A 25,623-nucleotide genomic window follows, 5' to 3' on the forward strand; every position below is an offset into this window, starting at 1 on the left:
ACGAAAGGGCTGATCATGACCGCAGTTTCCGAGAACGGTCGCGCCAGCGGCAGCCGCATGGGCGCGGGCAGCTCCCACCTGCCCCGCGCGGGTGAGGGCAACCGCAGCGGCATCGCGCCGCTGCGCAACAACAACGCCGCCCTGCTCCAGGTCGTGCTCTTCTGGGCGGGCGCGATCATGCTCCCGCTCGGGATCGTCATCATCATCCTGGGCTGGTACGGCGCCGCGAACACGCCCTACGAGTTCGACCAGATGTCCTACGTCATCTCCGGCGGCATGCTCGGTCTCGGGCTGACGTTCGTCGGCGGCTTCCTCTACTTCGGTGCGTGGCTCGCGCGGATCGCCGCCGACGAGCGGGAGTCCTCGAAGCGGCTCGCCGACACCCTCCTGCTCCTCGCGGAGGTCACCGCCGCCAACGTCACCACCGACGACGGCGGACGCGACCTCGGGGCGATCCCCGTCGTCGCCGGCAACGGCACCACGATCCATCGCCGCGACTGCTCGCTCATCGCGCACCGCGACGACCTCACCCCCGTCGGCGAGAACACCGGCCACCTGTCGACGTGCCGAGTGTGCCGCCCGGGCCAGCACGCCTGAGCCGCTGATTCCTGATGCCAGGGGGGAGCGGCGCGGCCGGTGCCGTGCTCAGCGCACGGGGCACGCGCCTCAACAAGAAGGGGCGGGAGACCCGTCGCCAGGTGCTGCGTGAGGCCGTGCTCTGCCTGTCGGAGGGCACGCCGGAGTCGGTCAGCGCCAATGCCATCGCCCAGCGCGCGGGCGTGACCTGGGGGACGATCCAGCACCAGTTCGGTGATGTGGACGGCCTCTGGGCAGCCCTGCTCGACTTCGTCGCGGGGCACGCCGACCTGCGGACCATCGCGACGCCGGACCATCCCGACATCGCGGACCGCGTCGAGGCGGTCATCGACATGCTGTGGGGCTTCCTGGACCTCCCCGGCGCCGCGGCGATCTATCAGCTCCGGTTATCGCTGCCGCACCAGGCCGCGCAGCTGGAGGAGTCCTATCCGCAGACGGCGCGCGCCATCGCGCACTGGGACGTCGAGTGGACCGACCTGTGCGAGCGGTGCTTCCGCGGACTCGGCCTGCCCGCCGACCGCCTGATGCGCGTTCGGCACTTCCTCCCCGGGGCCCTGCGCGGTCTCTACAACGAGCGCAACCTCAGCACCTACACCGACTCCCATGAGGCGCGACGCGGCCTGATGGATGCGCTCAGCGCCTATCTGTCGAGCTGAGCGGCGCCGACCGGCCCGCGGTCGCCGAACCACCGCGCCAGCGGGAGCAGGGCCAGCACCAGCACGGCCGGGACGACGAAGCCGTAGCGCAGGTGGTCCTGGCCGACCACCCCGGTGAGGACGGCGCCCAGCAACCCGCCCACGTAGTTGAACTGGTTGAAGCGGGCGATGACCGCGTCAGTGCGCTCCACCGACCCGCCCGCGATCCGGGCGGCGGCGGAGAAGCTCAGGGGGGCCACCACCGAGATACCGGCGCCGACCACGGTGAACCCGACGACGGCGACCGGCCAGCTCGGGGCCAGCGTCACCACACCCAGCCCGACGCAGGCGACCAGCGCGCCGCACTGCAGGACCGGGACGGCGCCGTACCGCTGGACGAGGTGATCCCCGGCCAGCCGGACGACGAGGCTGGCCACCAGGTAGGGGAGGGTGGCGAGCGCCACGAGCCGCTCGGGGGCGTCGACGACGTCGTCGAGGAACACCGCGCCCCAGGTCTGCGACGCCGTGTCGACCATGTAGAAGACCACCATGCCCAGGCCGACCAGCACGATCGGCCGCCACGGCACGGCGAGGGCCGCGCTGGCCCCGTCGTCCCCAGCATCGCACGGAGGCGCGGAGCGCGGCAGGAACGCGGCCGCCGCCACCGCGAGCGGTACGACGGCCACGAGGCCCGTCCAGCGCAGCGGCACGTCGGCCGTGGCGAGCGTGACGGCGGCGCCGACGATGCCGCCGAAAGTCCACGCGCCGTGGAAGCTCGGCAGGATGATGCGCCCGTGGTGGCGCTCGATCGCGACCGCCTGCATGTTGCTGGCCGCGTCGACGATGCCCAGACCGACGCCATAGACGCCGATCCCGCCGAGGAACGCTGCCCCGGCGGGAGCGGCCAGCATCAGTCCGGCGCCGACCGCGACGAGGACCAGTCCGGCTCGCAGCAGTCCGGCGCTCGACCGGCGGGCCGATGCCTGCTCGGCGAGGACCGAGCCGGCGCCGGCCAGCAGGACGATCGCGAGCAGGACCCCGGAGACCTCGAGGTCGCTCAGGTCCCAGCGGTCCTTGAGGTCGGGGAGACGCGTCGTGAGGCTGATGAAGGCGAAGCCCTGGGTCGCGAAGGCCATGGCGACGGCCCGGCGGTGTCGGGCGAGCGTGACCATGGGAGGACAGTAGTGCGGCTGTCACGACGACCGCGGAACGCTTGACGAACGCGGGCCGTGCGCAGCACGGTGTGCGGTATGTCGACCGACCGGTGGGAGGCTGCCCCGGGCTTCCGCGTCGAGTGCCCGCGTTGCCCCGTGCCCGTCGCGGAGGTGGGTGACGGCAAGTGGTCGTGCCCGGAGCACGGCGTCGTGGTCCCGCTGCGACGCCCGCTGGTCACGTCGTACGACGCCTTCGGGGTCCACCTGCAGGGTGTGGGCGCCTTCCCGACCTACCTGCCGTGGCCGCTGGGGCCTGGCTGGTCGGTGAGCGACTTCGCCGCCGTGGTCGCCCCCTCGGGGGCGCGGGCCACCCTCACCTGTGTCGCCGGCACGAGTCAGCTCGACGGAGCCGTCGAGGTGCTGGTGATCAGCGAGGAGCCGGGCACCGGCCTCGGCGCCCGGGTCGCGGGACTGGTCGGCCCTGACGGCTCGGAGCGCCTCGACCCCGGCGAGGAGGTCGGGGACGGCCCGCCGCCCGTGCGCGTCCGGGTCTCCCAGCACCCCGTGGGCATGTGGCCGGTGTCGGTGAGTGGGTCCCCGGGGGAGTGGGACCGCTCGGTCCTCGCCGGCGAGGCCGGCGGTCGCTGGTTGTGGATCGTGCTGCGGCCCGCGTCCGCCTTCCTGCTGCTGCGTGACGACTGGATCCTGCGCGACGTCTCGGCGACCGGTCCGCAGCTCGTGGAGCTGCCGTTCGGAGGTCACGCACCGCGCTGGTGACGGCTGGTGATGGCTGGCGATGTGACGGGACCGACAGCGTCGACGAGTCGTTGTCAGACAATCCAGCGCCGTAGCATTCTGTGGTGACGATCGACCTCCACACCCACTCCCGGGTCAGCGACGGGACGGACACGCCGACCGACCTGGTCCGCGCCGCCGCTGCCGGCGGACTGGAGGTCGTCGCACTCACCGACCACGACACGACGGCTGGCTGGGACGAGGCGGCGGTCGCCGCCGCGGACGCCGGCATCGCACTCGTGCGCGGGATCGAGGTCAGCACCCGCTTCCGTGGCAACGCCGTGCACCTGCTCGTCTATCTGCCCGACCCCGACAACGTCGCACTGCAGGCGGAGCTCGACCGGATCGTCTCCGGTCGCGGCGACCGGGTCCCCGCCATGCTGGCCCGGCTGCAGGACCTCGGGATCCCCGCGACGGCGGAGGCGCTCGCCGATGTGTCGGGGGACAGCCTCGTGACCGGTCGCCCCCACGTCGCCGACCTCCTGGTGCGCCTCGGTGTCGTCGCCAACCGCGACGAGGCCTTCGCCAGCTATCTCTCGCCCGGCGGTCCGGCGTTCGTCGACCGCTATGCCGCCGACCTCGTCGACATGCTCGACCTCGCCCGCACCGCCGGCGGAGTGAGCGTGCTCGCCCACCCGTGGGGACGCGGCTCCGCCGGAGTCCTCGACGAGGCGGCGTTCGTGACGCTCAAGGAGGCCGGGCTGGCAGGCGTCGAGGTCGACCACCTCGACCACGACGCCCACGCGCGCCGAGCCCTGCGCCAGATCGCCGACCGTCTCGACCTCGTCGTCACCGGCTCCAGCGACCACCATGGCGCCGGCAAGATCGGCCACGACCTCGGTTGCGAGACGACGGCGCCCGCGCAGCTCGACCGGATCGTCGCCGCCGCGTCGGCCCTCGGCTCCCCGACGACCGTGGTGGGAGGCTGAGGTGCTCGAGACCGCCCTCATGGTCGAGGTGTTCGTGACGCTCTTCGTGATCATGGACCCGGTCGGCACCGTCCCGATCTTCCTGTCGCTCACGGCCGGCAGGTCGGCCGCCTCGGCCCGCAAGGCCGCCTGGCAGGCCGTCGCGGTGTCCTTCCTCGTCATCACGATCTTCGCGTTCTTCGGCCAGCAGATCCTCACCAACCTGCACATCTCCCTGCCCGCACTCCAGTGCGCCGGCGGCCTGCTGCTCCTGCTCGTCGCACTCGAGCTGCTGACCGGCAACGAGAAGGAGATGACCGCGCAGGCCGACGCCAACGTCGCGCTCGTCCCGCTCGGCACCCCGCTGCTCGCCGGCCCGGGTGCCATCGTCGCCACGATGCTCTTCGTCAAGGACATCGACAGCTGGGGCAGCGGCCTCGCCGTCGCGGTCGGCATCGTCGCCGTCCACATCGCCCTGTGGCTCGCGATGCGCTACTCGCTGCCGATCCTCCGCCTGATCCGCGAGGGTGGCGTGCTGCTCGTCACCCGCATCGCCGGGCTCCTGCTCTCGGCCATCGCGGTCCAGCTGGTCGCCGACGCCGTCCGCGCCTTCATCGCCGGCCAGGGATAGCCGCCGAAGTAGGGGGGTTTCTCACCCGAGGTGTGGAGGTTTCTCGCCCGAGGTGTGGAGGTTTCTCGCCCGAGGCGCTACTTGCGGCCGAGCGACTGCAGTCGTTGCAGCGCTGAGCGGGGCACCATGCGGCTCGCCGTGACGATCACCTTGTAGCGCTTCGACGGGATCGACATCGCGCGGCCACGGTCGAAGTCGGCGAGCGCGTCCCGCACCAGGCGGTCGGGCTCGAGCCACAGGACCTTCGGCGCCGACGAGTCCCGGTCGACGCCGAGCCGCTGGTGGAACTCGGTCTTCACGAAGCCCGGGCATAAGGCCATCACGTGCACCCCGCGCTCGGCGTACTCCTGGTGGGCCCAGGCGCTGAACGAGTTCACCCACGCCTTCGCCGCACTGTAGGTCCCGCGCGGCAGGAACGCCGCCACGCTCGACACGTTGATCACGCCGCCCCGGCGCCGCTCGGCCATCGGCCCCAGAGCGGCATGGGTCAGCCGCAGCACGGCGCGCACGAGGACGTCCTGTTGCGCCTGCTCGACCTCGATGGGGTTGTCGAGGAAGCCGTCCTTGAGCCCGAAGCCCGCGTTGTTGACCAGCAGGTCGACCGGCCGGCCGGCGTCCTTCAACCGGGCCTCGACCCGGGCGAGCGCGGCGTCGTCGGTGAGATCGGCGGCCAGGACCTCCGCCTCCACGCCGTACGACGACCGCAGGTCGGCCGCGACCTGGTCGAGTCGGGCGACGTCGCGAGCGACCAGGACCAGGTCGTCGCCGCGCGCGGCGAGCTGGCGGGCGAACTCGAGTCCGATGCCGGCGGTGGCGCCGGTGACGAGAGCGATGGGCATGGGTGCAGTCAACCAGTTCCGGTGAGTTGTGGAGGAGGGGCGCGGTCGTGCACCGGCGACGGGCGTCGTCGGGCATGATGGACCCCGATGAACAGTGTCCAGGCCCCCAGCACCGTCCTCGCCGTCGCCAACCAGAAGGGCGGCGTCGCGAAGACGACCAGCGTGGCCTCGATCGGTGCGGCACTGGCCGAGCTCGGGCAGTCCGTGTTGCTGGTCGATCTCGACCCGCAGGCCTGCCTCACGTTCTCCCTGGGCATCGACCCGGAGGACCTCGAGCTGTCGGTCCACCACGTGCTCACCAAGGGGACCGACGTCTCCGAGGTGATCATCGCGACCGAGGACGGCGTCGACCTCCTGCCGGCGACGATCGAGCTCGCCCGTGCGGAGGCCGACCTGCTGACCCGCACCGGTCGTGAGCACGTCCTGCGCGGCGTCATCGAGGACCTGCGGGCCAGCGGGACCCACTACGACTGGGTGCTGCTGGACTGCCCGCCGTCCCTCGGCGTCCTGACCGTCGCCGCGTTGACCGCCGCCACCGGTGTCCTGGTCCCGCTGCAGTGCGAGACGCTGTCGCACCGCGGCGTGGGCCAGCTGCTCGACACCGTGCACGACGTCCGCCGCTTCACCAACCGGGACCTCGCGGTCTGGGGTGTGCTGCCGACGCTCTATGACGGCCGGACCAACCACGCGCGCACGGTGCTCGACACGATCTCGGAGACCTACGACCTCGAGGTCGTCGAGCCGCCGATCCCCAAGACCATCAAGTTCGCCGAGGCTCCCGCGGCCGGTCGCTCGATCCTCGCGACGTCGCGCACCAGCAAGGGCGCCCAGGCCTACCGTGAGGTCGCGGGCGCGCTGGTCGAGCGGGCGGCGCGCTGACCCATGGGCAAGCACGCGCTCGAGCGCTCACGCCGCCGCCCCCGCGGCGGTGCGCGTCGTGCGACGACCGGTCCGGTCCGACCGCGCTACGGACGGATCGCGATCCTGGTGTCCGCAGTGATCGTCACGACGATCTCGGTCGCCGGCGGTCTCGGGATCTTCCCCTCGACGTCGCCGGGCTCCGATGCTGCGGCGAGCACCTCGGGGATGGCGTCCGCTCCGTCCGACTCGGTTGATGCCGCCTCGCCGACCCGGACGGAGCGCGCTCCCGCGGGCCGTACGACGCCGCGCACCGCGGCCACCTCGCCGATCACCGATGCCGGCGGCAGGGTGTCGGCCACCTCCGGCTCGACGCAGCTGCCGGCCCGCTCGGGATCCGGACGCCGCGTCGTCTTCAGTGAGAGCGCCCAGCGGGTCTGGCTCGTCGAGGACGACGCGGGCGACGACGACGGCGATGAGGTGGTCCGCACCTACCTCGCCTCGGGCAGCATCTACGACAACCTCGACCCGGGCACCTACGAGGTCTTCTCGCGCAGCCGGCACGCCGTCGGCATCGACGACTCCGGGACGATGGAGTACTTCGTCCGCTTCACCTACGGCAACGAGGGCGCCGCGATCGGCTTCCACTCGATCCCCGTCGCCGACGGCGAGCCGGTGCAGACCCTCGACCAGCTCGGCACGCCCCTGTCGCACGGATGCATCCGCCAGCGGCTCCAGGACGCGATCGAGCTGTGGGACTTCGCCCCGATCGGTACGACGGTCGTCGTCACCGCCTGACCCGACCCGGACCAGGCGGGCGGATCAGGCGGGTGCCTCTCAGGCGCTCTGCGTCTCGTTGCCGTCGCTGCCCGCGGTGCTCTGGCCGCCCTGAGCCTGACCACCCTGACCAGCCTGACCACCCTGGCCGCCGGAACGGCGGCGACGGCGCCGGTTGCGGCTCGCGCCGGCCGGACGCTCGGTCGAGCCCTCGGCGGTTGCCGCGCTGGTGGACGGCTGCTCCCCGCCCTCGACCGGCTGGCCGCCGCGGGTGCGGGTCCGGGTGCGGGTGCGCTCCCCGCCCTGGCGACGGTCGCGGTCGCGGTCTCGGTCGCGTCCACCGTCGCGGCCGCCCTCGCGGTCGGCGCGGGGCTTCGGCGGCGCGGGCGGCGCGATCCGGCCCTTGGTGCCGGGCACGATGCCCTGGTCGTGGAAGAGGTGCTCGGAGGTCGAGTAGGTCTCGATCGGCTCGTCGAACGGCAGGTCGAGCGCCTTGTTGATCATCTTCCAGCGGTGCACGTCGGTCGCGTCGACCAGCGTGATCGCGATGCCCGAGGCGCCGGCGCGACCGGTGCGGCCGATGCGGTGGACGTAGGTCTTGTCGTCCTCGGGACAGGTGTAGTTGATGACGTGGCTGACGCCGGAGACGTCGATGCCGCGAGCGGCGACATCGGTGGCGACGAGCACCCGGATCTTGTCCTCACGGAACTTCGTCATCGCCTTCTCGCGGGCGACCTGGGCCATGTCGCCGTGGAGCGGGCTGGCCTTGAAGCCGCGCTCGACGAGGTCGTCGGCAACGCGCTGGGCCTGTCGCTTGGTGCGGGTGAAGACGACGACCTTGTCGGCATCCTCGGCCTGCAGCACGCGGCCGATGATCTCGGGCTTGTCGAGGTCGTGGGCGAGGTAGATGAACTGTGCGGTGGCCGGGACCGTCGCGTTCTCGTAGGAGGACTCGGCGCGGATGTTCATCGGGTGGCGCATGTGGATGCGGGCCAGCGACACGATCGCCGACGGCATCGTGGCCGAGAACAGCATCGTCTGGCGCGTCTCGGGGGTCAGGCGCAGCAGCTTCTCGACGTCGGGCAGGAAGCCGAGGTCGAGCATCTCGTCGGCCTCGTCGAGCACGAGCGCGTGCACGTGGGAGAGGTCGAGCACCTTGCGGTTGGCGAGGTCGATGAGGCGACCGGGGGTGCCGATGACGATGTCGACGCCGGTCTCGAGGGTCTCGATCTGCGGCTCGTAGCCGACACCGCCATAGATCGTGAGGACCCGCAGCCCGCGGTCGCGGCTGGCGATCTCGATGTCACTGGAGACCTGGAGCGCGAGCTCGCGGGTCGGGGCGACGATCAGGGCCTGCGGCTTGCCCTGCGGGATCTCGGCGTAGTCGGGGTCGCTGGGTGCGACGCTGCGCTGGATGACCGGGATGCCGAAGGCGAGGGTCTTGCCCGTGCCGGTGCGGGCCTGGCCGATGAGGTCGGTGCCCATCAGGGCGACCGAGAGCGTCATCTCCTGGATGGCGAACGGGTGGGTGATGCCGGCGCGGTCGAGCGCGTCGCAGATCTGCGGCATGACGCCCAGGTCGCGGAAGGTCGGGCCCGGCTTCGCGGCGGCCTCGGTGGCCTCCGTGGTCTCGGGCGTCGTCTCGGACGCGGTCTCGGGCGTGGTGTTCTCGATGGAAGTCAGGATCTTTCGCTTTCGTGAGTGGAGTCAGCCGGATTGGCATGGCGCCAGAATCAGATGCGGCTGTCTCACACTCAGCCGCGCACATACGTGGGCGGGTGCCCGAGCGGATCCGTCACGCTCCCGGGTGGGCGCGGACAGGCTCTCGCTGGGTCCCACCTTACTTGTAGCCTGCGCGCATGGTTGAATCCGCCGACGCGACAGCCCCGACCGCCGACGCCGACCCCGACTACCGGGCGGCCGTGGTCGACCTGCTGGCGGTCATCGCCTACGGCGAGATCACGGCCTTCGAGCGGCTCGCCGAGGACGCGAAGCTGGCGCCGAGCCTGGCCGACAAGCTCGACCTGGCGCAGATGGCGAGCATCGAGATCGCCAAGGTCGAGCGGCTGCACGAGCGGCTGCGGGCCTTCGGCGTCGACCCCTTCGAGGCGATGGCCCCCTTCCGCGCGCCGATCGACGAGTTCCACGGGCACACGGCTCCGGCGGACTGGTACGAGGGTCTCGTCAAGGCCTACGTCGGCGACGGGCTCGCCAACGACTTCTACCGCGAGATCGCGGCCTATCTCGATGCCGACACCCGGGAGCTCGTCGTGGCGTCGATGGAGGCGGGCACGCACTCGGCGTTCGTCGTCGAGCGGGTCCGCGCCGGGATCGCCGAGGACCACCGGCTCGGCGGGCGCCTGGCCCTGTGGGGACGCCGGCTGATGGGGGAGGCGCTCACGCAGGCGCAGCGCGTGGCCGCCGACCGCGACGAGCTCAGCGCACTGCTCGCTGGCGGCGTCGACCGGCCCGGACTCGACCTCGCGGCGCTGGGGCGGATGTTCACGCGGCTGACCGAGCGTCACATGGAGCGGATGACCGAGCTGGGCCTCGAGGCCTGACGGAGCCCTGGGAGCCGTGGACGACGCCCGCCGGATCGAGCACCTCCTCTACGCCTACGCCGACGCGGTGGATGCAGGCGACCTCGCCGCCGTGGGCCACCTCTTCCGCCACGGGCGGGTCTGCGGCGAGACCCCTGACGGTCCGGTCACGCTGGCCGAGGGGGCCGCGGCGGTGGAGGCCTTCTATCGCTCCATCGTCCGCCTGTACGACGACGGCACGCCCCGGACGCGGCACGTCACCACCAACGTGACGGTCGAGACCGGCCCGGAGGCGGGGTCCGCGACGGCGCGGTCGTCCTACACCGTCTTCCAGGCGACGGAGGGTCTGGCGCTGCAGGCGATCATCGTGGGCCGCTATCGCGACACCTTCCGCCGGGTCGAGGAGGAGTGGTGCTTCGAGAGCCGGACGATGCGCGCCGACCTCACCGGCGATCTCAGTCAGCACCTGCTGTGAGTGGTGCCGCCGACGGTGGTGCGGCTGGCTCCCACCCCGGCGGCCCGAAGAGGTAGCCGGCCTTGTCCCGCCAGCTGGTGGCGTTGCGGACGTTGCGGGTGATCTGGGCGTAATCGCCGTACTGCAGCTTGAGGAGATTGTGGGTCTCGACCTTCTTGGTCAGGCCATAGGTCGGTCGGTGCAACTCGGGTTGGAAGGTGCCGAACATGCGGTCCCAGACGATGAGGATCCCGGCGTAGTTCTTGTCGAGGTACTCCGGGTCGGAGCCGTGGTGGACGCGGTGGTGCGACGGGGTGTTGAAGACCAGCTCGATCGGGCGGGGGAGCCTGCCGATCGTCTCGGTGTGCACGAAGAACTGGAAGATGAGGTTGACGCCGAACGCGACGTAGATCGTCCAGGGGGAGAAGCCGAGGAAGGGCAGCGGGAGCCAGAAGAAGAACTCGAACCACGGGTTCCACTTCTGCCGCAGCGCGGTGCCGAAGTTCATGTACTCGCTGGAGTGATGCGCCTGATGGGCGGCCCAACCGACGTTGACCCGGTGCACGAACCGGTGCGAGCCGTAGAAGCCGAGGTCGACCGCGACGACCACCAGCGGCCAGTACCACCACGCGTCCGTGGGGAGCTGGAAGGGCGCGAGGTGCACGAAGACCAGCGTGTAGACGAGGAACGAGCCGACCTTGAAGGCGAGCGTGAAGACCAGCGAGACCAGACCCATGCTCAGGCTGGTGCGGGTGTCGCGGCCGAGGTAGCCGGTGGGCGGGCGACCGGTGACGGGATCGTCGTCGTGGTCGAGCCACCTGAGCGCCGCGAGCTCGATGAGGATCGTCAGCAGGAAGAACGGGATCGCGTAGGTCACCGGGTTCTTCATCGGGTCGAGCAGGTCCTGCATGGCGGGCTCCTTGAATGGACTCATCGGTAAGTTACTCGCCCGTGCCCCTGGGCCCGGGCCGTCGCCGATGACCGGCCGGTGGGTGCTGCCGGGAACAGCCCGCGTCGCGGTCTAGGCTGACGGGACGACACGGGCGCGCAGGCGACGTACGACAGTGCGGTCGAACCTGCCGGCGGGCCATCCCCAGCACTTCCAGGAGCAGAGCACGTGGCAGCGATCGAAGCCGTCGGAGCCCGCGAGATCCTCGACTCGCGCGGCAACCCCACCGTCGAGGTCGAGGTCCTCCTCGATGACGGGTCCTTCGCCCGGGCCGCCGTGCCCAGCGGCGCCTCCACCGGAGCCTTCGAGGCCGTCGAGCTGCGTGACGGCGGCGAGCGCTACGTCGGCAAGGGCGTCCAGCAGGCCGTCGACGCCGTCATCCAGACGCTGGGCCCCGCGATCGAGGGTCTCGACGCCGACGACCAGCGCCTGATCGACCAGACCATGCTCGCCGTCGACGGCACGCCCAACAAGGCGAAGGTCGGTGCCAACGCCATCCTCGGCGTCTCGCTCGCCGTGGCGCGCGCGGCGGCCGACTCGGCCAACCTGCCGCTCTACCGCTACGTCGGCGGACCCAACGCGCACGTCCTTCCCGTGCCGATGATGAACATCCTCAACGGCGGCGCCCACGCCGACTCCAACGTGGACATCCAGGAGTTCATGGTCGCGCCGATCGGCGCCCCGACCTTCCGCGAGGCGCTGCGCGTCGGCTCGGAGGTCTATCACGCGCTCAAGTCGGTGCTGAAGGAGAAGGGGCTCTCGACCGGTCTCGGCGACGAGGGCGGCTTCGCCCCCAGCCTGGAGTCCAACCGCGCCGCGCTCGACCTGATCGCCGAGGCGGTCACCAGGGCCGGCTACGAGCTCGGCAAGGACGTCGTGCTCGCGCTCGACGTCGCCGCGACCGAGTTCTGCTCCGACGGCGTCTACACCTTCGAGGGCCAGCCCAAGTCGGCTGCCGAGATGACCGCCTATTACGCCGACCTCGTCGCGAACTACCCGATCGTCTCGATCGAGGACCCGCTCGACGAGGAGGACTGGGACGGCTGGAGGACCATCACCGACGAGCTCGGCTCGAAGACCCAGCTCGTCGGCGACGACCTGTTCGTCACCAACGTCGAGCGGCTGCAGCGCGGCATCTCCGGCGGCCAGGCCAACGCGATGCTGGTCAAGGTCAACCAGATCGGCTCGCTCTCCGAGACCCTCGACGCCGTCGACCTCGCCCACCGGGCCGGCTATCGCAACATGATGTCCCACCGCTCGGGCGAGACCGAGGACACCACGATCGCCGACCTCGCCGTGGCGACCAACTGCGGCCAGATCAAGACCGGTGCCCCGGCCCGCTCGGACCGGGTCGCGAAGTACAACCAGCTCCTGCGCATCGAGGACGAGCTCGGCGACGCCGCCCGCTACGCCGGCGCCTCCGCCTTCCCGCGCTACCAGGGCTGATCCGGAACGGTCACAGGAAGGCGCCATGGCCCCGCAGCGACGGTCGTCCCGCAAGCCCGGGCAGCCCCATCAGGGGCGGTCCGGGCCGCGGTACGCCGAGCGGCTCAAGGCCGAGCGCAAGCAGGCCGCCCGTGACCGGGAGGCCGCACTGGCCCGGGCCCGCGCGGAGCACCAGCAGAAGTCACGACTGACCAGTCGGGCCGCGATCCTGGTGCTGGTCCTCGCTGTCCTCGCCGTGTCCTATGCGTCGTCGCTGCGGGCCTACCTGCAGCAGCGCGAGAGCATCGAGTCGCTCGAGCAGACGATCGACGACCGGCAGCGCGACATCGCGGAGCTGAAGAAGGAGAAGGAGCGCTGGCAGGACCCGGCCTACGTCGCCCAGCAGGCCCGCGCCCGCTTCGGCTACGTCGCCCGGGGCGAGACGCCGTACGTCGTCCTCGACGCCGAAGGCAACCCGCTGGACGCCTCCGCCGAGCTGGGGGACCCGGACACCCTGGACGACCCCGACGCCACGGTCTGGTACGAGGACGCGTGGACGTCGATGAAGGTGGCCGGCGACCCGCCGACCGAGATCACGGTGCCGGCCGACGAGATCCGCGCACCGAAGGAGGACCTCGAGGAGTGAGCAACTTCTCCGACGCCGACGCTGCGGTCGTCACCGCCCAGCTGGGCCGACCCGCGCGCGGTGTGCACGCCGTCGGCTACCGCTGCGTGTGTGGCAAGCCGCTCGTCATCACCACCGAGCCGCGCCTGCCCAACGGCACGCCGTTCCCGACGACCTACTACCTCACGGCGCCGCGGATCAGCTCCCGCATCGGCACGCTCGAGGGCAACGGCGTCATGCGCCTGATGCAGGACCGTCTGGGCACGGACCCCCAGCTGGCGAGCGACTACCGCGCCGCCCACGATGCCTACCTCGCCGACCGCGCCGCCATCGCCGCTGAGGGTGGCTTCGACGTCCCCGAGATCGAGGGCATCTCGGCGGGCGGCATGCCCGACCGGGTCAAGTGCCTGCACGTGCTGGCCGGGCATGCGCTGGCCGCCGGTCCCGGCGTCAACCCGCTCGGCGACGAGACGCTCGCGCTGCTCGGCTTCGATCGCGCCGTCTGCGTGTGTGAGGGTCCGTGGCCCTGGCCCGAGGGTTCGCGCGAGCTGGGGCTCGAGTGACCCGGTCGGCGGTGAGCGCACCGATCGCCGCCATCGACTGCGGCACCAACACCATCAAGCTCCTGCTCGGCGACCCTGTCGGCGATCCCGCGGGCGTACGCCGCGAGAGCAGGATGATCCGCCTCGGCCAGGGTGTCGACGCCACCGGCCGTCTCGCCGACGAGGCGCTGGAGCGTGCCTGGGTCGCGCTCGACGAGTACGCCGCGCTGATCGGGCGCGCCGGGGTCGAGCGGATCCGCTTCTGCGCGACGTCCGCCACCCGCGATGCGTCCAACGCCGCGGTCTTCGCGGCCGGCGTACGGACGCGGCTGGGAGTGGACCCCGAGGTGCTGTCGGGCGAGGAGGAGGCGCGGCTGGCCTTCGACGGCGCGATCCGGGGCGTGGCCGGCCTGCCGGGTGTCGGCCCCGTCGACGGACCGGTGCTGGTGGTCGACATCGGCGGTGGCTCGACCGAGCTCATCCTCGGTGACCCCACCACCGGCCCCTCGCTCGCCCACTCGATGGACATCGGCTCGGTCCGGCTCCACGAGCGCCACGTCCGGCACGACCCCGTCACCGAACCGGAGATCGCGGCGATCGTCAACGACATCGATGCCGCGCTCGCCTCGTGTCCGGTCGACCCGGCCGCGGCCATGACGGTGGTCGCGGTTGCCGGCACCAACACCACGATGGCCGCGGGCGTCCTCGGACTGGAGGCCTATGACCGCGAGCTGATCCACGGCCGCCGGCTCGCCGTCGCCGACGTGCAGCGCCTTGTCGGGAGGCTCCTCGGCATGACCGTCGCCGAGCGGCGGGCCCTCGGCTGGATGCATCCCGGCCGGGCCGACGTGATCGACGCCGGCTCCCTCATCGTCTCGGGCGTCCTCGGCCGGCTCGCGGTGCCCGAGGTCCTCGTCGCGGAGACCGACATCCTCGACGGCATCGCCTGGTCGCTGGTCGGCTGATCGGCTGCCCCGCCGGGCTGGGATGATGGCGGGGTGAGCACCGACAGCACCGACCTCTACGCCGTCACCGTGCTGGGGCACGACCGCCCCGGCATCATCGCCGAGACCACCGCCGGCCTGGCCGGACTGGGCCTCAACATCGAGGACTCGACGATGACCCTGCTGCGCGGTCACTTCGCGATGATGCTGCTGTGCCGCGGCGCCGTCGACGCCAGCGCCATCGAGCGGTCCCTCGACGGGCTCGGCTCCGGGGGCGATCTCGACGTCGCCGTCCGTCCCGTGTCCGACGAGCCGACGCCCGGAGCGGGCGGTACGTCGTGGGTGCTCACCGTCCACGGAGGCGACCGCCCCGGCATCGTGTCGGAGGTCGTGGCCCAGGTGGCATCGGCGGGCGGCAACATCACCGACCTCACGACCCGCCTGGCGGGCGAGCTCTACCTGCTGGTCGCCGAGCTCGACCTGCCGGTCGACGCCGACGCCGACGCGGTCGCGGCTGGCATCCGCGCCGCCGCCGAGCGCCTCGGCGTCACGGCCACGCTGCGCCCCGTCGACACCGACGAGCTGTGAGCAGCGAGCGGGTCCAGGCCTGGACCGAGGCCGAGCTCGGCGTCGAGGGCCGGGTCCTCGACGTCGTCCGCGCGCCGGCCGGCGTGTTGTCCACCCGCGGCGACGACGTCGACCCCACCGCGCCGGAGACCGTGCAGCTCGCCGCCGACCTGGTGGCGACCATGCGGGTCAGCCCCGGCTGTGTCGGCCTGGCGGCCAACCAGGTCGGAGTGGGGCTGAGGATGTTCTGCGTCGACGTCACCGAGCACCCCAAGTCCCGGACCCTGCACGGCACCTTCGTCCTCTGCAACGCCGAGATCGTCGAGTCCAGCCGCAACGAGAAGGCACGCGAGGGCTGCATGAGCGTCCCCGACTTCACCGGCGACGTGAAGCGCGCCTCGCGCCTGACCGTGCGGGGTCAGATCCCCGGCACGGGGGAGGAGGTCGTGTTCGCGACCGACGCCTTCGAGGCCCGCGCCCTGCAGCACGAGATCGACCACACCGACGGGCTCCTCTTCCTGGACCGAGCCGCCGGCGCGCACGCGATCTATCCTCGCCAGACCTACTTGTAGGTCCCGTCCTTCGCGCCCCCGTATCCCAACCGGTCAGAGGAAGCCGCCTTAAAAGCGGCACAGTGTGGGTTCGAGTCCCACCGGGGGCACTTCTGCTGTCAGCAGAACCCGCCGTCGCCCGCGCCCGGCGCCGTCCTGGCCGACCTACGATGAGTCATGGCCGCGACCCCGGACCCCGCACCCTCGACGGAGCCCCTGTGGCGTGAGCTCGTCGGGGACGAGCTGCGCCGCCGCCGCCGGGAGCGAGGGGCGACGCTGACCGAGATCGCCGAGCGTGCCGGCATCTCTCCGCAGTACCTCTCCGAGATCGAGCGGGGCCGCAAGGAGCCGTCGAGCGAGATGATCGCGGCCGTCGCCGGTGCCCTCGGCATCACCCTCCTCGACCTCACGACCCGTGTCGCGCGTGACCTCGTGACGCTCCGTCCGGTCGGTGACCTGCGACGCGAGGGGCGCCAGGCCTACGCGATGGCGGCCTGAGCGGACCGCTCCCGCTCCTCGAGGACCTGGTCGATCAGGCCGTAGTCCAGGGCGCCCGACGCCGTGAAGACCCGGTCGTGGTCGGTGTCCGCGCGCAGGGTCGCCGTCGACTGGCCGGTGTGCCGCGACAGGATCGCCTCGATGTCGGCACGCACCCGCACCACCTCGTCGGCCTGCAGGATCAGGTCGGGGATCGTGCCCCGGCCCTGCGCCGCCGGCTGGTGCAGCACCACCCGGGCGTGCGGCAGCGCCGCGCGCTTGCCCGGTGCGCCCGCGGCCAGGAGCACGGCACCGACCGCGATCGCCTGGCCCACGCAGGTGGTCGCGACCTGCGGGCGGACGTACTGCATGGTGTCGTGGATGGCGAGCATCGCGCTGGGGTCGCCGCCCTCGCAATTGACGTAGAGCTGGATGTCGCGGTCCGGGTTGTCCGCCTCGAGGAACAGCAGCTGTGCCACCAGCGCATTGGCGACGCCGGCATCGATCGCCGTGCCGAGATAGACGACGCGCTCGGTCAGCAGGTGGGAGTAGACGTCCATGACCCGCTCGCCCCGCGGGTGCTGGGCGATGACGTGCGGGATCGTGTAGCTGCTCATCGCGCGCCTCCTGCCACGGCGAAGCCGCCGAGGCCGAGCGCGCGTGGGGGCAGCGGCGCGATCTCGTCGTACGACGACACGACCTCGTCGATGAAGCCGTAGTCGCGCGCCTGCTCGGCGGTGAACCACCGGTCGTGCAGGGAGTCCTCGAAGATCCGCTCGACCGGTTGCCCGGTGTCCTCGGCGACCAGCCCGATCACGGTGTCGCGCATGTCGCGCAGGTCGGCGGCCTGCAGCTCGATGTCGACGGCCGTGCCGCCGATCCCTGCCGACCCCTGGTGCATCAGGATCTTGGCGTGGGGCAGGGCTCGGCGCTTGCCCGGCGTCCCGGCCGAGAGCAGGAACTGCCCGGCGCTGCAGGCGAGGCCGATCGCGAGCGTGGAGACGTCACAGGGCACCAGGCGCATCACGTCGCGGATGGCCAGCATCGACGGGACCGAGCCGCCGGGGGAGTGGATCCACAGCGCGATGTCGGTGGTCGGACTCTCCCGGGCGAGGCCGATCAGCTGGGTGGTCAGCAGGAGGCCGTTGTCGTCGGTGAGCTCGCCGTCGAGGACGACGACGCGCTGCTGGAGGAGGTCATGGCGGACGCGGTCGCTGAAGTGCCGCACGGATGCTTCGGTCATGACGCCAGCGTGCGTCGGTCCGGCCCGCGATGACGGCCCGCCCTGCTGAGGGCAGAGGACTGCTGCTGGGAGCAGTTGACTTCAGGTCAACCTGAACTGTCACCCTTGTCCCATGACCGCACACACCCGCCACGGCCACCACCACGACCACTCCCTCGAGGCGCAGCGCGAGGAGATGACCGCCGCCTCCTGGGACGAGCGGTACGGCGGCAGCGACCGCGTGTGGAGCGGTCGCCCCAACCAGCGCCTGGTCGAGCAGGCGAGCGAGCTCGCCCCGGGGACCGTCCTCGACGTGGCCTGCGGGGAGGGTGGCGACGCGATCTGGCTGGCCCGGCAGGGCTGGAAGGTCACCGCCGTCGACGTCTCCGAGGTGGCGCTGGAGCGCGTCACCAGGCACGCGCTGGACGCCGGGGTCGACGACCACATCAAGGTCGGGTTCTATGACGCCATGGCCGACCCCCGACCGGCCCACGGCCACACCTTCGACCTCGTCACGGTGAGCTTCCTGCACCCGGCTGAGCCCGACTTCGCCGAGGTCTACCGCGGCATCGCCGAAGCCGTCGCCCCGGGCGGACGGCTGCTCGTGACCGCACACCACCCCGAGGACGTCGCGACCGGCGCCCGTCACGACCACGGCGCGGGCCGGCTGTTCGAGCCCGACCGGGTCCTCGCCGCGCTCGGTGTCGACCCCGGCGACTCCACCGACTCGGCGGACTCCCCGTGGGAGGTCGCGGTCGCGGAGACCCCCGACCGCGTCCAGGAGACCCCCGACGGTCCACTGGCGGTGCGCGACACCGTCGTGCGACTGCGGCGACGCCTGGGATGAGCTGCACGGGGTGACGTGGGTCACGTGCGGGGGGTACGGTGCCGCACGTGCTCCCTGCAACAGGTTCTAGTTCCGCGCGTCGTCTGCTCCTCCTGGTGCTCGCGCTGCTGCTCGCCGCGCTCGGACTGACCTCGGCGCCGACCGCCCGCGCCGACGAGCCCGGCCCTGCGGCGGCCGCGTCCGACGTACCGCAGCTGCGGCGGGACGGCCGCTGGCTCGTCGACGAACAGGGGCGGGTCGTGATCGTCCACGGCTTCAACCTCGTGTGGAAGCTCGACCCCTACGTCCCGCCGGACACGGCGGAGGGCTTCACCGAGGCCGACGCCGAGTGGCTGGCGGAGCACGGCTTCAACGGGGTGCGGCTCGGCACGCTGTGGGCCGGCCTCACGCCCGAGGCGCCCGGCGTCGGCGATCCGGCCTACCGCGCCGGCTGGCAGCGGGTCATGGACCTGCTGGCCGACCGCGGGATCTGGATGCAGCTCGACATGCACCAGGACCAGTGGCACGAGACCTACGGCGGGGAGGGGGTCCCCGACTGGGCGCTGCGACGCCCCGCGCTGCTCAACCTGCTCCCGCCGATCAACCTGCCCTTCCCGATGGGCTACTGGACGCCGGAGAACTCGCTGGTGTTCGACGAGTTCTGGGCCAACAAGCACCGGGGGATCGACCACTGGGCGCAGGCGTGGCAGGTCGCAGCCGGCTGGTGGAAGGACCAGCCCTACCTGATGGGCTACGACCTCATCAACGAGCCGTGGATGGGCCTGGAGTGGCTGACCTGCTTCCTCGGCGGCTGCCAGAGCTCCTATGCCAGGGAGCTGCAGCCGGCCTATGAGAAGGTGACCCGCGCGATCCGGCAGATCGACGGCGACAACCTGATCTGGTGGGAGCCGCAACAGCTCGCCGCCGGGCGCCAGGTGCCGACCTACCTCAAGGCGATGGCCGGTGAGGACCAGCTCGGCTACTCCTGGCACAACTACTGCCAGGACGTGTTCCTGGAGTCGCAGGGCCTGCCCTTCGGCAACGTCGAGAACTGCTGGAAGTTCAGCCAGGAGCGCACCGACACCGCCCTCGCCCAGGCGGCGACGATGAATGCCGCGCCGATGATGAGCGAGTGGGGCGCCACCGACAACCTGCGCGCCGTCGAGATCGACGCCGCCGTCGCGGATCGCAACCTGATGGGCTGGAGCCACTGGGCCTACAAGCAGTGGCAGGACCCGACCACCGCCGACGATGCGCAGGGCATGTTCCACGACGACACCGACTTCTCCTCCGTCAAGGAGGGCAAGCTCCGGCTGCTCGTGCGGACCTATCCGCAGGCGACCGCCGGCCAGCCGCTCGCCCTCGACTTCGACGCCCAGAGTGGTGCCTTCACCTACCGCTACCGCTCCAATGCCATCGACGCGCCCACCGAGATCTTCGTCAGCCCGCTGCACTACCCCGACGGCTACGACGTCGAGGTGACCGGCGGGACCTGGACGCCCCACGGCTCCCACCTGTGGGTGCGGCCCGCCTCCCCGGGGGACGAGGTGACCGTCCGGATCACCGCCCGCTGAAGTCGGGGGGTGCGGGTACCGCACGGGAACGATCGGGGAGCGCCACGCGTTACCTCAGCATCAGGCGCCTAGACTGGGCGCCCCGACCGACTCGCAGCCCGCGGAGGAGATCATGCAGAGCAACAACCCGGTGTTCCGGCGCTCGGAGGAGTTCAACGGCTCCCACGCCCACCAGGGCGGTGGCAACTACCAGCCCTACGGCCAGCCCGCGCAGCGTGGCTTCGGCGAGCCCGGCTTCGGCCTCCCCGGCTACGGTCAGCCCGGCGGACAGCCGCCCGCCCCCGCGCAGCCGCTCGGCCGGATGACGATCGACTCGGTCGTGCAGTCGACGGGCATCACCCTCGCCGTCGTCTTCGCCGTCGCCGCGGCGACGTGGGTCCTCACTCCCGGGCTGGACGAGGTCGAGGCCAACCAGAGCCTCGGCGCCCTCTATGCCTGCGCCCTCATCGGCAGCGGCCTGGCGTTCGTGCTGTCGCTGGTCAACTCGTTCAAGCGCAACATCTCGCCCGCCCTCGTGCTCGCCTTCGCGGCCGCCGAGGGCCTGGCGCTCGGTGCGCTGAGCAAGTCGTTCGACATGGCCTTCGGTGGCGGCATCGTGATCCAGGCGGTCCTGGGCACCTTCGCGGCCTTCGGCGGGACGCTCGCGGCCTACAAGTTCTTCAACATCCAGGTCGGCAACAAGTTCCGCACGTTCGTCATCGCCGCCATGTTCGGCATGGTCGCCCTCAGCCTGCTGGAGGTCGTCCTCGGCCTCTTCACCTCGGGCCTCGGACTGTTCGAGCTCGGCGCGGTGGGCCTGCTGTTCTCCATCGCCGGTCTGGTGCTCGGCGTCTTCATGCTGATCCTCGACTTCGACTTCGTCGAGAGGGGCATCCAGGCCGGACTGCCCGAGCGCGAGTCGTGGCGGGCCTCCTTCGGCCTGCTCGTCAGCCTGGTCTGGATCTACACCAACCTGCTCCGGATCCTCGCGATCCTCCAGAGCGACTGATGGTCTGACGACTGCGCGAAGCGCCGCCCGGGACGACCCGGGCGGCGCTTCTGCGTGTGGCAGGTCGTTCGCTCGGCGGGGTGGGGCGGGTCGGTCGCGCTGTAACACGTTGTCTGCCTGCCTGGGGTGCCCGTGTCGGATGTAGACGACCCGTACGGCCGGCGAATTCGCCGACACGGGTCGTGAACATCGGCCAACAACGTGTTACAGCCCTGCTCAACGACGCGGCCGACACGTAGTGGTTGGGGCTCGAGCGGGTCAGTCGGCGTCGGTCTCGGGTGAGTCGGCCCGCGCGGCCGTCTCCGCTGCCTCCGCGCTCTCGGACTCCTCCGGGGCCTGGCCGGGGACGAAGCGTTGGGGCAGACGGTGGCGCAGCTCGACCCACAGGCCGCGTACGCCGGCACGGCGGCCGCCGATCTCGGTGCCGCCCAGCTCGGTGCCCGGCTCGTTGACCGCCTGCACGGCCGCACGGGTGATGGGCAGGACGCCCTCGCCACGGACAGCGGCGAGCACGGACTCCTCCGCCGGCGTCTGCTCGAGGGACGCCAGCACCGAGGGGATGAGGACGCCGGCGAGCGCCCGGTAGCCCTGCTCGGAGGGGTGGAACTGGTCGGGGCCGAAGAGGAGCGCGGGCGCCGCGGCGAACTCGGGGCCGAGGACGTCGCCCAGCGACACGGTCCGGCCGCCCTCCTCGATGACCGCGATGGTCTGGGCGGCGGCCAAGCGGCGCGACCAGGCGCGGGCGATCTGCTTGAGCGGGGGAGCGATCGGCTGGACGGTGCCGAGGTCGGGGCAGGTGCCGACGACCACGGTGCTGCCGGTCGCGATCAGGCGTCGTACGCCCTCGGACAGCGCGCGCACCGACTGCGACGGCCGCACGGTGTGGGTGACGTCGTTGCCGCCGATGAGGATGACCGTCACCTCGGGCTCGACGAGCAGCGCCCGGTCGACCTGGGCGGCGAGGTCCGAGGACTTCGCGCCCACGACGCAGAACTCACGCAGATAGACGCGGCGGTCGGCGTGCTCGGCCAGCGCCGTCGCGATGAGTGAGCCGGGCGTGTCCTCGACCCGCTCGCAGCCGTAGCCCGCGGCGGAGGAGTCGCCGAGCAGCGCCACCTTGATCGCCGGACCCGGGCGGCCGCGGCCGTACCAGCCCGTCGCGTCCGGCGGCGGCTCGTCGCGCGCGGGACCGATGGTCTTGCGTGCCAGGCGCGCCTCGGCCGTCAGGACGCCGTAGAGGCCGGCCCCGAGCGCGGACAGTCCGCCCCCGCCGTAGAGCGCGGCGGCGGCGAGCTTGCGGGCGGCTCCGGCTTTGCTCACGGCGCAAGACTACGGATGCTTCGAGGCTCGCTGCGCTCGCACCTCAGCAACCGAGCCTTAGGGTGGGCGCATGGAGTACGTCGACTCGCTGCTCGACCTCATCGGCAACACCCCGCTGGTGCGGCTCAACCGTTCGCTCGACCTGCCCGAGACCGGCGGACCGCTGGTGCTCGCGAAGGTCGAGTACCTCAACCCCGGCGGCTCGGTGAAGGACCGCATCGCGTCCCGCATGATCGAGGCCGCGGAGGCATCCGGGGCGCTCCAGCCGGGCGGCACGATCGTGGAGCCGACCTCCGGCAACACCGGGGTCGGCCTGGCGATGGTCGCCCAGCAGAAGGGCTATCACTGCATCTTCGTGTGCCCCGACAAGGTCAGCGAGGACAAGCGCAACGTCCTCAAGGCCTACGGGGCCGAGGTCGTCGTGTGTCCGACCGCCGTGGCTCCCGAGCACCCCGACTCCTACTACAACGTCTCCGACCGGCTCGCCAGCCAGCCCGGCGCCTGGAAGCCCGACCAGTACTCCAACCCGCACAACCCGCGTTCCCACTACGAGGAGACCGGCCCCGAGATCTGGCGCCAGACCGAGGGACGGATCACGCACTTCGTCACCGGCATGGGCACCGGTGGCACGATCAGCGGCGTCGGTCGCTTCCTCAAGGAGCGGAACCCCTCCGTGGTCGTCGTCGGGTCAGACCCGGCCGGCTCGGTCTATTCCGGTGGCACCGGACGCCCCTACCTGGTCGAGGGTGTCGGCGAGGACTTCTGGCCCGAGACCTACGACCGCGACGTCGCCGACCGCGTCATCGAGGTCTCCGACGCCGACTCCTTCGCCTTCACCCGCCGCCTGGCCCGCGAGGAGGCACTGCTGGTCGGCGGCTCCTCCGGGATGGCCGCCTTCGCCGCCCGCCAGCTCGCCCACGAGCTCGCCGAGGCCGGCCAGCACGACGCGATCATCGTCGTCCTGCTGCCCGACTCCGGTCGCGGCTACCTCAGCAAGGTCTTCAACGACGACTGGCTTGCCCAATACGGCTTCAGCACGGGCCAGCCCGCTCCGGCCCGGACCATCGGCGAGGTCCTGCACGGCAAGTCCGCGGGCCTGCCCGCCCTCGTGCACACCCACCCCAACGAGACGATCGCCGAGGCCGTCGCCATCCTCCAGGAGTACGGCGTCTCACAGATGCCCGTCGTGCGGGCCGAGCCGCCGATCGTGGCGGCCGAGGTCGCCGGCTCCGTCTCCGAGCGCGCGCTGCTCGACGCCCTCTTCACGGGCAAGGCGCGCCTCACCGACTCCGTCGAGCAGCACATGTCACCGGCCCTGCCGACCATCGGCTCCACGGAGGACGCGACCGACGCGGTGCCGCTGCTCGAGTCGGCGGACGCGGTGCTCGTCCACGAGGACGGCAAGCCGGTCGGCGTACTCACGCGCCACGACCTGCTGCTCTTCCTCGCTCGCGGCTGACCCACTTCCTCGATGATTGAGCGGGCCCCGTGGCCCGCTTGTAGGGTGTCCTACGTCATGCGCGGGAGATCCCGACGATGCGCAGATGCGCCGCAGGCACCCTGACTGTCACCACGACACTCGAACCTCGAGGATCATTTTTCATGGACTACAAGGTTGCTGACCTGACGCTGGCCGACTTCGGCCGCAAGGAGATCGAGCTCGCCGAGCACGAGATGCCCGGCCTGATGGCGATGCGCGCCCGCTACGGCGCCGACCAGCCGCTCCAGGGCGCCCGGATCGCCGGCTCGCTCCACATGACCATCCAGACCGCCGTCCTCATCGAGACGCTCACCGCCCTCGGCGCCGACGTCCGCTGGGCGACCTGCAACATCTTCTCCACCCAGGACCACGCCGCCGCCGCGGTCGTCGTCGGCCCCAAGAGCGCCGGCGGCACCGTCGATAATCCTCAGGGCACGCCCGTCTTCGCGTGGAAGGGCGAGACCCTCGCGGAGTACTGGGACGAGGCCGAGAAGGTCTTCCAGTTCAAGGACGCCGACGGCAACGCCATCGGCCCCAACATGATCCTCGACGACGGCGGCGACATCACGCTGCTCGTCCACAAGGGCACCGAGTTCGAGAAGGCCGGCGCGGTCCCGGGCCAGGACTCCACCGACAACGAGGAGTACAAGGAGGTCCTCCGGGTCCTCGCGCGCTCGCTCGACAACGACCCGACGTACTGGACCAACATCGGCGCCGGCATCAAGGGCGTGACCGAGGAGACCACCACCGGCGTCCTGCGGCTCTACGACCGCTTCAAGGAGGGCTCGCTGCTCTTCCCGGCGATCAACGTCAACGACTCGGTCACCAAGTCGAAGTTCGACAACAAGTACGGCTGCCGCCACTCGCTCATCGACGGCATCAACCGCGGCACCGACGTGATGATCGCCGGCAAGACCGCGGTCATCTGCGGCTACGGCGACGTCGGCAAGGGCTCCGCGGAGTCGCTGCGCGGCCAGGGTGCCCGTGTCATCGTCACCGAGATCGACCCGATCTGCGCGCTGCAGGCGGCGATGGACGGCTACGAGGTCAAGCGCCTCGAGTCGGTCGTCGAGTTCGCCGACATCTTCATCACCACGACCGGCAACTTCGACATCATCCGGGTCGAGCACTTCGAGAAGATGAAGCACCAGGCGATCGTCGGCAACATCGGTCACTTCGACAACGAGATCGACATGGCCGGCCTGGCCAAGATCCCGGGCATCGTCAAGGACGAGATCAAGCCGCAGGTCCACCAGTGGATCTTCCCGGCGTCTGATGGTGGGCAGGGCAAGAAGATCATCGTCCTGAGCGAGGGCCGCCTGCTCAACCTCGGCAACGCGACCGGCCACCCGTCGTTCGTGATGTCCAACTCCTTCACCAACCAGGTGCTTGCCCAGATCGAGATCTTCACCAAGCTCGACGAGTACCCGATCGGCGTCTACGTGCTGCCCAAGCACCTCGACGAGGAGGTCGCCCGGCTGCACCTCGACGCCATCGGCGTCGAGCTGACCGAGCTCAACCAGGCGCAGGCCGACTACCTCGGCGTCCCCGTCGAGGGCCCCTACAAGTCGGAGCACTACCGCTACTGAGTTCGATGGCGTGAGCGTGTCGCCGGTCGAGGCGCACCGCACGGGCGCTCGCTGCGCTCGGCCCGCGGATGCGCCTCGACGCGGGCTTCGCCCGCGGGGCGACACGCTGCCACGCCGCGGTTGTCTCGCGTAGGTCCTGCCTTGGTCTGGCGGCAAGCCGACTCTGCAGGTCCTCCGACCATCGAAGTCCCGTCCGGTTCGACCGGGCGGGACTTCGTTTTGTTGGGGCTGTTCGACGGACCGGGCGGGGGAGCGCGACCTACGGTCTCCGGGACCCCGGCCCAGACGGGCCGGACCACCACCTGGAGACCCCCATGCCCCGTGCCCTCCTCCTGAGGACCACCCTGCTCTCGCTG

At 71.3% G+C, this 25,623-nt stretch carries 28 protein-coding genes and 1 tRNA gene; 22 read left to right on the forward strand and 7 right to left on the reverse strand.

The window, feature by feature from the left end; genetic code table 11:
* Positions 1 to 15: 15 nt before the first annotated feature.
* Both E9934_RS00650 and E9934_RS00655 read left to right on the forward strand, forming a co-directional pair.
* Positions 16 to 597, forward strand: a complete 582-nt coding sequence (locus E9934_RS00650; protein ID WP_136560910.1) for a hypothetical protein — start codon at positions 16 to 18, stop codon at positions 595 to 597.
* A gap of 14 nt (positions 598 to 611) precedes the next feature.
* Positions 612 to 1,253: a TetR/AcrR family transcriptional regulator gene (locus tag E9934_RS00655; RefSeq protein WP_136560911.1), complete on the forward strand. Its 642-nt coding sequence runs from the start codon at positions 612 to 614 to the stop codon at positions 1,251 to 1,253.
* Here E9934_RS00655 and E9934_RS00660 read toward each other — a convergent pair.
* Positions 1,238 to 2,404: an MFS transporter gene (locus E9934_RS00660; RefSeq protein ID WP_136560912.1), complete on the reverse strand. Its 1,167-nt coding sequence runs from the start codon at positions 2,402 to 2,404 to the stop codon at positions 1,238 to 1,240. The genes E9934_RS00655 and E9934_RS00660 overlap by 16 nt on opposite strands.
* Positions 2,405 to 2,482: 78 nt before the next feature.
* Between E9934_RS00660 and E9934_RS00665 the strand changes: the two genes are divergently transcribed.
* From E9934_RS00665 to E9934_RS00675, 3 genes are all read left to right on the forward strand, one after another.
* The gene (locus E9934_RS00665) at positions 2,483 to 3,163 is read left to right on the forward strand and encodes a DUF6758 family protein (protein WP_136560913.1); all 681 of its coding nucleotides are present in this window, start codon (positions 2,483 to 2,485) and stop codon (positions 3,161 to 3,163) included.
* 83 nt (positions 3,164 to 3,246) lie between these two features.
* Positions 3,247 to 4,110 (forward strand): PHP domain-containing protein, encoded by an 864-nt coding sequence (locus E9934_RS00670; RefSeq protein ID WP_136560914.1) that lies wholly within the window; start codon positions 3,247 to 3,249, stop codon positions 4,108 to 4,110.
* Between the two features lies 1 nt (position 4,111).
* A complete protein-coding gene (locus E9934_RS00675) occupies positions 4,112 to 4,720 on the forward strand; it encodes a MarC family protein (RefSeq protein WP_238694667.1) in 609 nt (202 codons plus the stop codon).
* Positions 4,721 to 4,797: 77 nt separating this feature from the next.
* Here the strand turns inward: E9934_RS00675 and E9934_RS00680 are convergent, their stop codons facing one another.
* Entirely contained in the window at positions 4,798 to 5,559 is a 762-nt protein-coding gene (locus E9934_RS00680) for an SDR family NAD(P)-dependent oxidoreductase (RefSeq protein WP_136560915.1), read from the reverse strand.
* 87 nt (positions 5,560 to 5,646) lie between these two features.
* Between E9934_RS00680 and E9934_RS00685 the strand changes: the two genes are divergently transcribed.
* Together E9934_RS00685 and E9934_RS00690 are read left to right on the forward strand one after the other, a co-directional pair.
* On the forward strand, positions 5,647 to 6,438 hold the full coding sequence (locus E9934_RS00685) for a ParA family protein (RefSeq protein WP_136560916.1): 792 nt from the start codon (positions 5,647 to 5,649) through the stop codon (positions 6,436 to 6,438).
* Between the two features lie 3 nt (positions 6,439 to 6,441).
* Positions 6,442 to 7,215, forward strand: coding sequence for a L,D-transpeptidase (locus tag E9934_RS00690; RefSeq protein WP_136560917.1), 774 nt, complete (start codon positions 6,442 to 6,444; stop codon positions 7,213 to 7,215).
* A gap of 39 nt (positions 7,216 to 7,254) precedes the next feature.
* On the opposite strand, the gene E9934_RS00695 is transcribed toward E9934_RS00690, so the two are convergent.
* Entirely contained in the window at positions 7,255 to 8,763 is a 1,509-nt protein-coding gene (locus E9934_RS00695) for a DEAD/DEAH box helicase (RefSeq protein ID WP_136560918.1), read from the reverse strand.
* Positions 8,764 to 9,053: 290 nt separating this feature from the next.
* Between E9934_RS00695 and E9934_RS00700 the strand changes: the two genes are divergently transcribed.
* Both E9934_RS00700 and E9934_RS00705 read left to right on the forward strand, forming a co-directional pair.
* Entirely contained in the window at positions 9,054 to 9,755 is a 702-nt protein-coding gene (locus E9934_RS00700) for a ferritin-like fold-containing protein (protein ID WP_136560919.1), read from the forward strand.
* A 16-nt stretch (positions 9,756 to 9,771) separates the two neighbouring features.
* A complete protein-coding gene (locus E9934_RS00705; RefSeq protein WP_136560920.1) occupies positions 9,772 to 10,209 on the forward strand; it encodes a nuclear transport factor 2 family protein in 438 nt (145 codons plus the stop codon).
* Here the strand turns inward: E9934_RS00705 and E9934_RS00710 are convergent.
* The gene (locus E9934_RS00710; protein ID WP_238694668.1) at positions 10,190 to 11,122 is read right to left on the reverse strand and encodes a sterol desaturase family protein; all 933 of its coding nucleotides are present in this window, start codon (positions 11,120 to 11,122) and stop codon (positions 10,190 to 10,192) included. The two genes, E9934_RS00705 and E9934_RS00710, sit on opposite strands and share 20 nt — an antisense overlap.
* Before the next feature lie 183 nt (positions 11,123 to 11,305).
* Between E9934_RS00710 and eno the strand changes: the two genes are divergently transcribed.
* From eno to E9934_RS00750, 8 genes are all read left to right on the forward strand, one after another.
* On the forward strand, positions 11,306 to 12,583 hold the full coding sequence (gene eno / locus E9934_RS00715; RefSeq protein ID WP_136560921.1) for a phosphopyruvate hydratase: 1,278 nt from the start codon (positions 11,306 to 11,308) through the stop codon (positions 12,581 to 12,583).
* A gap of 25 nt (positions 12,584 to 12,608) precedes the next feature.
* Complete coding sequence (locus E9934_RS00720; protein ID WP_136560922.1) at positions 12,609 to 13,208, forward strand: FtsB family cell division protein; 600 nt, start codon at positions 12,609 to 12,611, stop codon at positions 13,206 to 13,208.
* Positions 13,205 to 13,750 (forward strand): DUF501 domain-containing protein, encoded by a 546-nt coding sequence (locus E9934_RS00725; protein ID WP_136560923.1) that lies wholly within the window; start codon positions 13,205 to 13,207, stop codon positions 13,748 to 13,750. Before E9934_RS00720 ends, E9934_RS00725 begins: the two co-directional genes overlap by 4 nt.
* A gap of 11 nt (positions 13,751 to 13,761) precedes the next feature.
* Complete coding sequence (locus tag E9934_RS00730; RefSeq protein ID WP_202977141.1) at positions 13,762 to 14,694, forward strand: Ppx/GppA phosphatase family protein; 933 nt, start codon at positions 13,762 to 13,764, stop codon at positions 14,692 to 14,694.
* A gap of 33 nt (positions 14,695 to 14,727) precedes the next feature.
* Complete coding sequence (locus tag E9934_RS00735) at positions 14,728 to 15,261, forward strand: glycine cleavage system transcriptional repressor (RefSeq protein ID WP_136560924.1); 534 nt, start codon at positions 14,728 to 14,730, stop codon at positions 15,259 to 15,261.
* A complete protein-coding gene (locus tag E9934_RS00740) occupies positions 15,258 to 15,812 on the forward strand; it encodes a peptide deformylase (protein WP_136560925.1) in 555 nt (184 codons plus the stop codon). The genes E9934_RS00735 and E9934_RS00740 overlap by 4 nt, the downstream gene beginning before the upstream one ends.
* 14 nt (positions 15,813 to 15,826) lie before the next feature.
* Positions 15,827 to 15,901 (forward strand) — tRNA-Leu (locus tag E9934_RS00745).
* Positions 15,902 to 15,968: 67 nt separating this feature from the next.
* The gene (locus tag E9934_RS00750; protein WP_136560926.1) at positions 15,969 to 16,289 is read left to right on the forward strand and encodes a helix-turn-helix domain-containing protein; all 321 of its coding nucleotides are present in this window, start codon (positions 15,969 to 15,971) and stop codon (positions 16,287 to 16,289) included.
* Here the strand turns inward: E9934_RS00750 and E9934_RS00755 are convergent.
* Together E9934_RS00755 and E9934_RS00760 are read right to left on the reverse strand one after the other, a co-directional pair.
* The gene (locus E9934_RS00755) at positions 16,271 to 16,885 is read right to left on the reverse strand and encodes a ClpP family protease (protein WP_136560927.1); all 615 of its coding nucleotides are present in this window, start codon (positions 16,883 to 16,885) and stop codon (positions 16,271 to 16,273) included. The two genes, E9934_RS00750 and E9934_RS00755, sit on opposite strands and share 19 nt — an antisense overlap.
* On the reverse strand, positions 16,882 to 17,511 hold the full coding sequence (locus E9934_RS00760) for a ClpP family protease (protein ID WP_136560928.1): 630 nt from the start codon (positions 17,509 to 17,511) through the stop codon (positions 16,882 to 16,884). The genes E9934_RS00755 and E9934_RS00760 overlap by 4 nt, the downstream gene beginning before the upstream one ends.
* 112 nt (positions 17,512 to 17,623) lie before the next feature.
* On the opposite strand from E9934_RS00760, the gene E9934_RS00765 reads away from it, so the two are divergent.
* The 3 genes from E9934_RS00765 to E9934_RS00775 all read left to right on the forward strand — a co-directional run bounded on the left by E9934_RS00765 (position 17,624) and on the right by E9934_RS00775 (position 20,878).
* A complete protein-coding gene (locus E9934_RS00765; protein WP_136560929.1) occupies positions 17,624 to 18,337 on the forward strand; it encodes a class I SAM-dependent methyltransferase in 714 nt (237 codons plus the stop codon).
* A 47-nt stretch (positions 18,338 to 18,384) separates the two neighbouring features.
* A complete protein-coding gene (locus E9934_RS00770) occupies positions 18,385 to 19,890 on the forward strand; it encodes a cellulase family glycosylhydrolase (RefSeq protein ID WP_158294877.1) in 1,506 nt (501 codons plus the stop codon).
* A gap of 112 nt (positions 19,891 to 20,002) precedes the next feature.
* Entirely contained in the window at positions 20,003 to 20,878 is an 876-nt protein-coding gene (locus tag E9934_RS00775; RefSeq protein WP_136560931.1) for a Bax inhibitor-1/YccA family protein, read from the forward strand.
* A gap of 258 nt (positions 20,879 to 21,136) precedes the next feature.
* Here the strand turns inward: E9934_RS00775 and E9934_RS00780 are convergent, their stop codons facing one another.
* Positions 21,137 to 22,198 (reverse strand): SGNH/GDSL hydrolase family protein, encoded by a 1,062-nt coding sequence (locus tag E9934_RS00780; protein ID WP_136560932.1) that lies wholly within the window; start codon positions 22,196 to 22,198, stop codon positions 21,137 to 21,139.
* Between the two features lie 70 nt (positions 22,199 to 22,268).
* Here E9934_RS00780 and E9934_RS00785 point away from each other — a divergent pair, with 70 nt between their 5' ends.
* Both E9934_RS00785 and ahcY read left to right on the forward strand, forming a co-directional pair.
* Positions 22,269 to 23,657 carry a cystathionine beta-synthase gene (locus E9934_RS00785; RefSeq protein ID WP_136560933.1) on the forward strand — a complete coding sequence of 463 codons (1,389 nt, stop codon included), beginning with the start codon at positions 22,269 to 22,271 and terminating at the stop codon, positions 23,655 to 23,657.
* Between the two features lie 143 nt (positions 23,658 to 23,800).
* Entirely contained in the window at positions 23,801 to 25,267 is a 1,467-nt protein-coding gene (gene ahcY / locus E9934_RS00790; RefSeq protein ID WP_136560934.1) for an adenosylhomocysteinase, read from the forward strand.
* Positions 25,268 to 25,623: the final 356 nt, after the last annotated feature.

Source organism: Nocardioides caeni (assembly GCF_004912195.1).
GTDB lineage: Bacteria > Actinomycetota > Actinomycetes > Propionibacteriales > Nocardioidaceae > Nocardioides > Nocardioides caeni.

What these genes read in the sequence shown, in the direction of transcription:
- E9934_RS00710 (WP_238694668.1), bottom strand. Translation starts at nt 11,122, where the DNA reads ATGAGTCCATTCAAGGAGCCCGCCATGCAGGACCTGCTCGACCCGATG.
- E9934_RS00655 (WP_136560911.1), top strand. Translation starts at nt 612, where the DNA reads ATGCCAGGGGGGAGCGGCGCGGCCGGTGCCGTGCTCAGCGCACGGGGC.
- ahcY (WP_136560934.1), top strand. Translation starts at nt 23,801, where the DNA reads ATGGACTACAAGGTTGCTGACCTGACGCTGGCCGACTTCGGCCGCAAG.
- E9934_RS00680 (WP_136560915.1), bottom strand. Translation starts at nt 5,559, where the DNA reads ATGCCCATCGCTCTCGTCACCGGCGCCACCGCCGGCATCGGACTCGAG.
- E9934_RS00685 (WP_136560916.1), top strand. Translation starts at nt 5,647, where the DNA reads ATGAACAGTGTCCAGGCCCCCAGCACCGTCCTCGCCGTCGCCAACCAG.
- E9934_RS00775 (WP_136560931.1), top strand. Translation starts at nt 20,003, where the DNA reads ATGCAGAGCAACAACCCGGTGTTCCGGCGCTCGGAGGAGTTCAACGGC.
- E9934_RS00760 (WP_136560928.1), bottom strand. Translation starts at nt 17,511, where the DNA reads ATGACCGAAGCATCCGTGCGGCACTTCAGCGACCGCGTCCGCCATGAC.
- E9934_RS00690 (WP_136560917.1), top strand. Translation starts at nt 6,442, where the DNA reads ATGGGCAAGCACGCGCTCGAGCGCTCACGCCGCCGCCCCCGCGGCGGT.
- E9934_RS00665 (WP_136560913.1), top strand. Translation starts at nt 2,483, where the DNA reads ATGTCGACCGACCGGTGGGAGGCTGCCCCGGGCTTCCGCGTCGAGTGC.
- E9934_RS00785 (WP_136560933.1), top strand. Translation starts at nt 22,269, where the DNA reads ATGGAGTACGTCGACTCGCTGCTCGACCTCATCGGCAACACCCCGCTG.
- E9934_RS00695 (WP_136560918.1), bottom strand. Translation starts at nt 8,763, where the DNA reads ATGCCGCAGATCTGCGACGCGCTCGACCGCGCCGGCATCACCCACCCG.
- E9934_RS00765 (WP_136560929.1), top strand. Translation starts at nt 17,624, where the DNA reads ATGACCGCACACACCCGCCACGGCCACCACCACGACCACTCCCTCGAG.
- E9934_RS00755 (WP_136560927.1), bottom strand. Translation starts at nt 16,885, where the DNA reads ATGAGCAGCTACACGATCCCGCACGTCATCGCCCAGCACCCGCGGGGC.
- E9934_RS00650 (WP_136560910.1), top strand. Translation starts at nt 16, where the DNA reads ATGACCGCAGTTTCCGAGAACGGTCGCGCCAGCGGCAGCCGCATGGGC.
- E9934_RS00750 (WP_136560926.1), top strand. Translation starts at nt 15,969, where the DNA reads ATGGCCGCGACCCCGGACCCCGCACCCTCGACGGAGCCCCTGTGGCGT.
- E9934_RS00700 (WP_136560919.1), top strand. Translation starts at nt 9,054, where the DNA reads ATGGTTGAATCCGCCGACGCGACAGCCCCGACCGCCGACGCCGACCCC.
- E9934_RS00720 (WP_136560922.1), top strand. Translation starts at nt 12,609, where the DNA reads ATGGCCCCGCAGCGACGGTCGTCCCGCAAGCCCGGGCAGCCCCATCAG.
- E9934_RS00660 (WP_136560912.1), bottom strand. Translation starts at nt 2,404, where the DNA reads ATGGTCACGCTCGCCCGACACCGCCGGGCCGTCGCCATGGCCTTCGCG.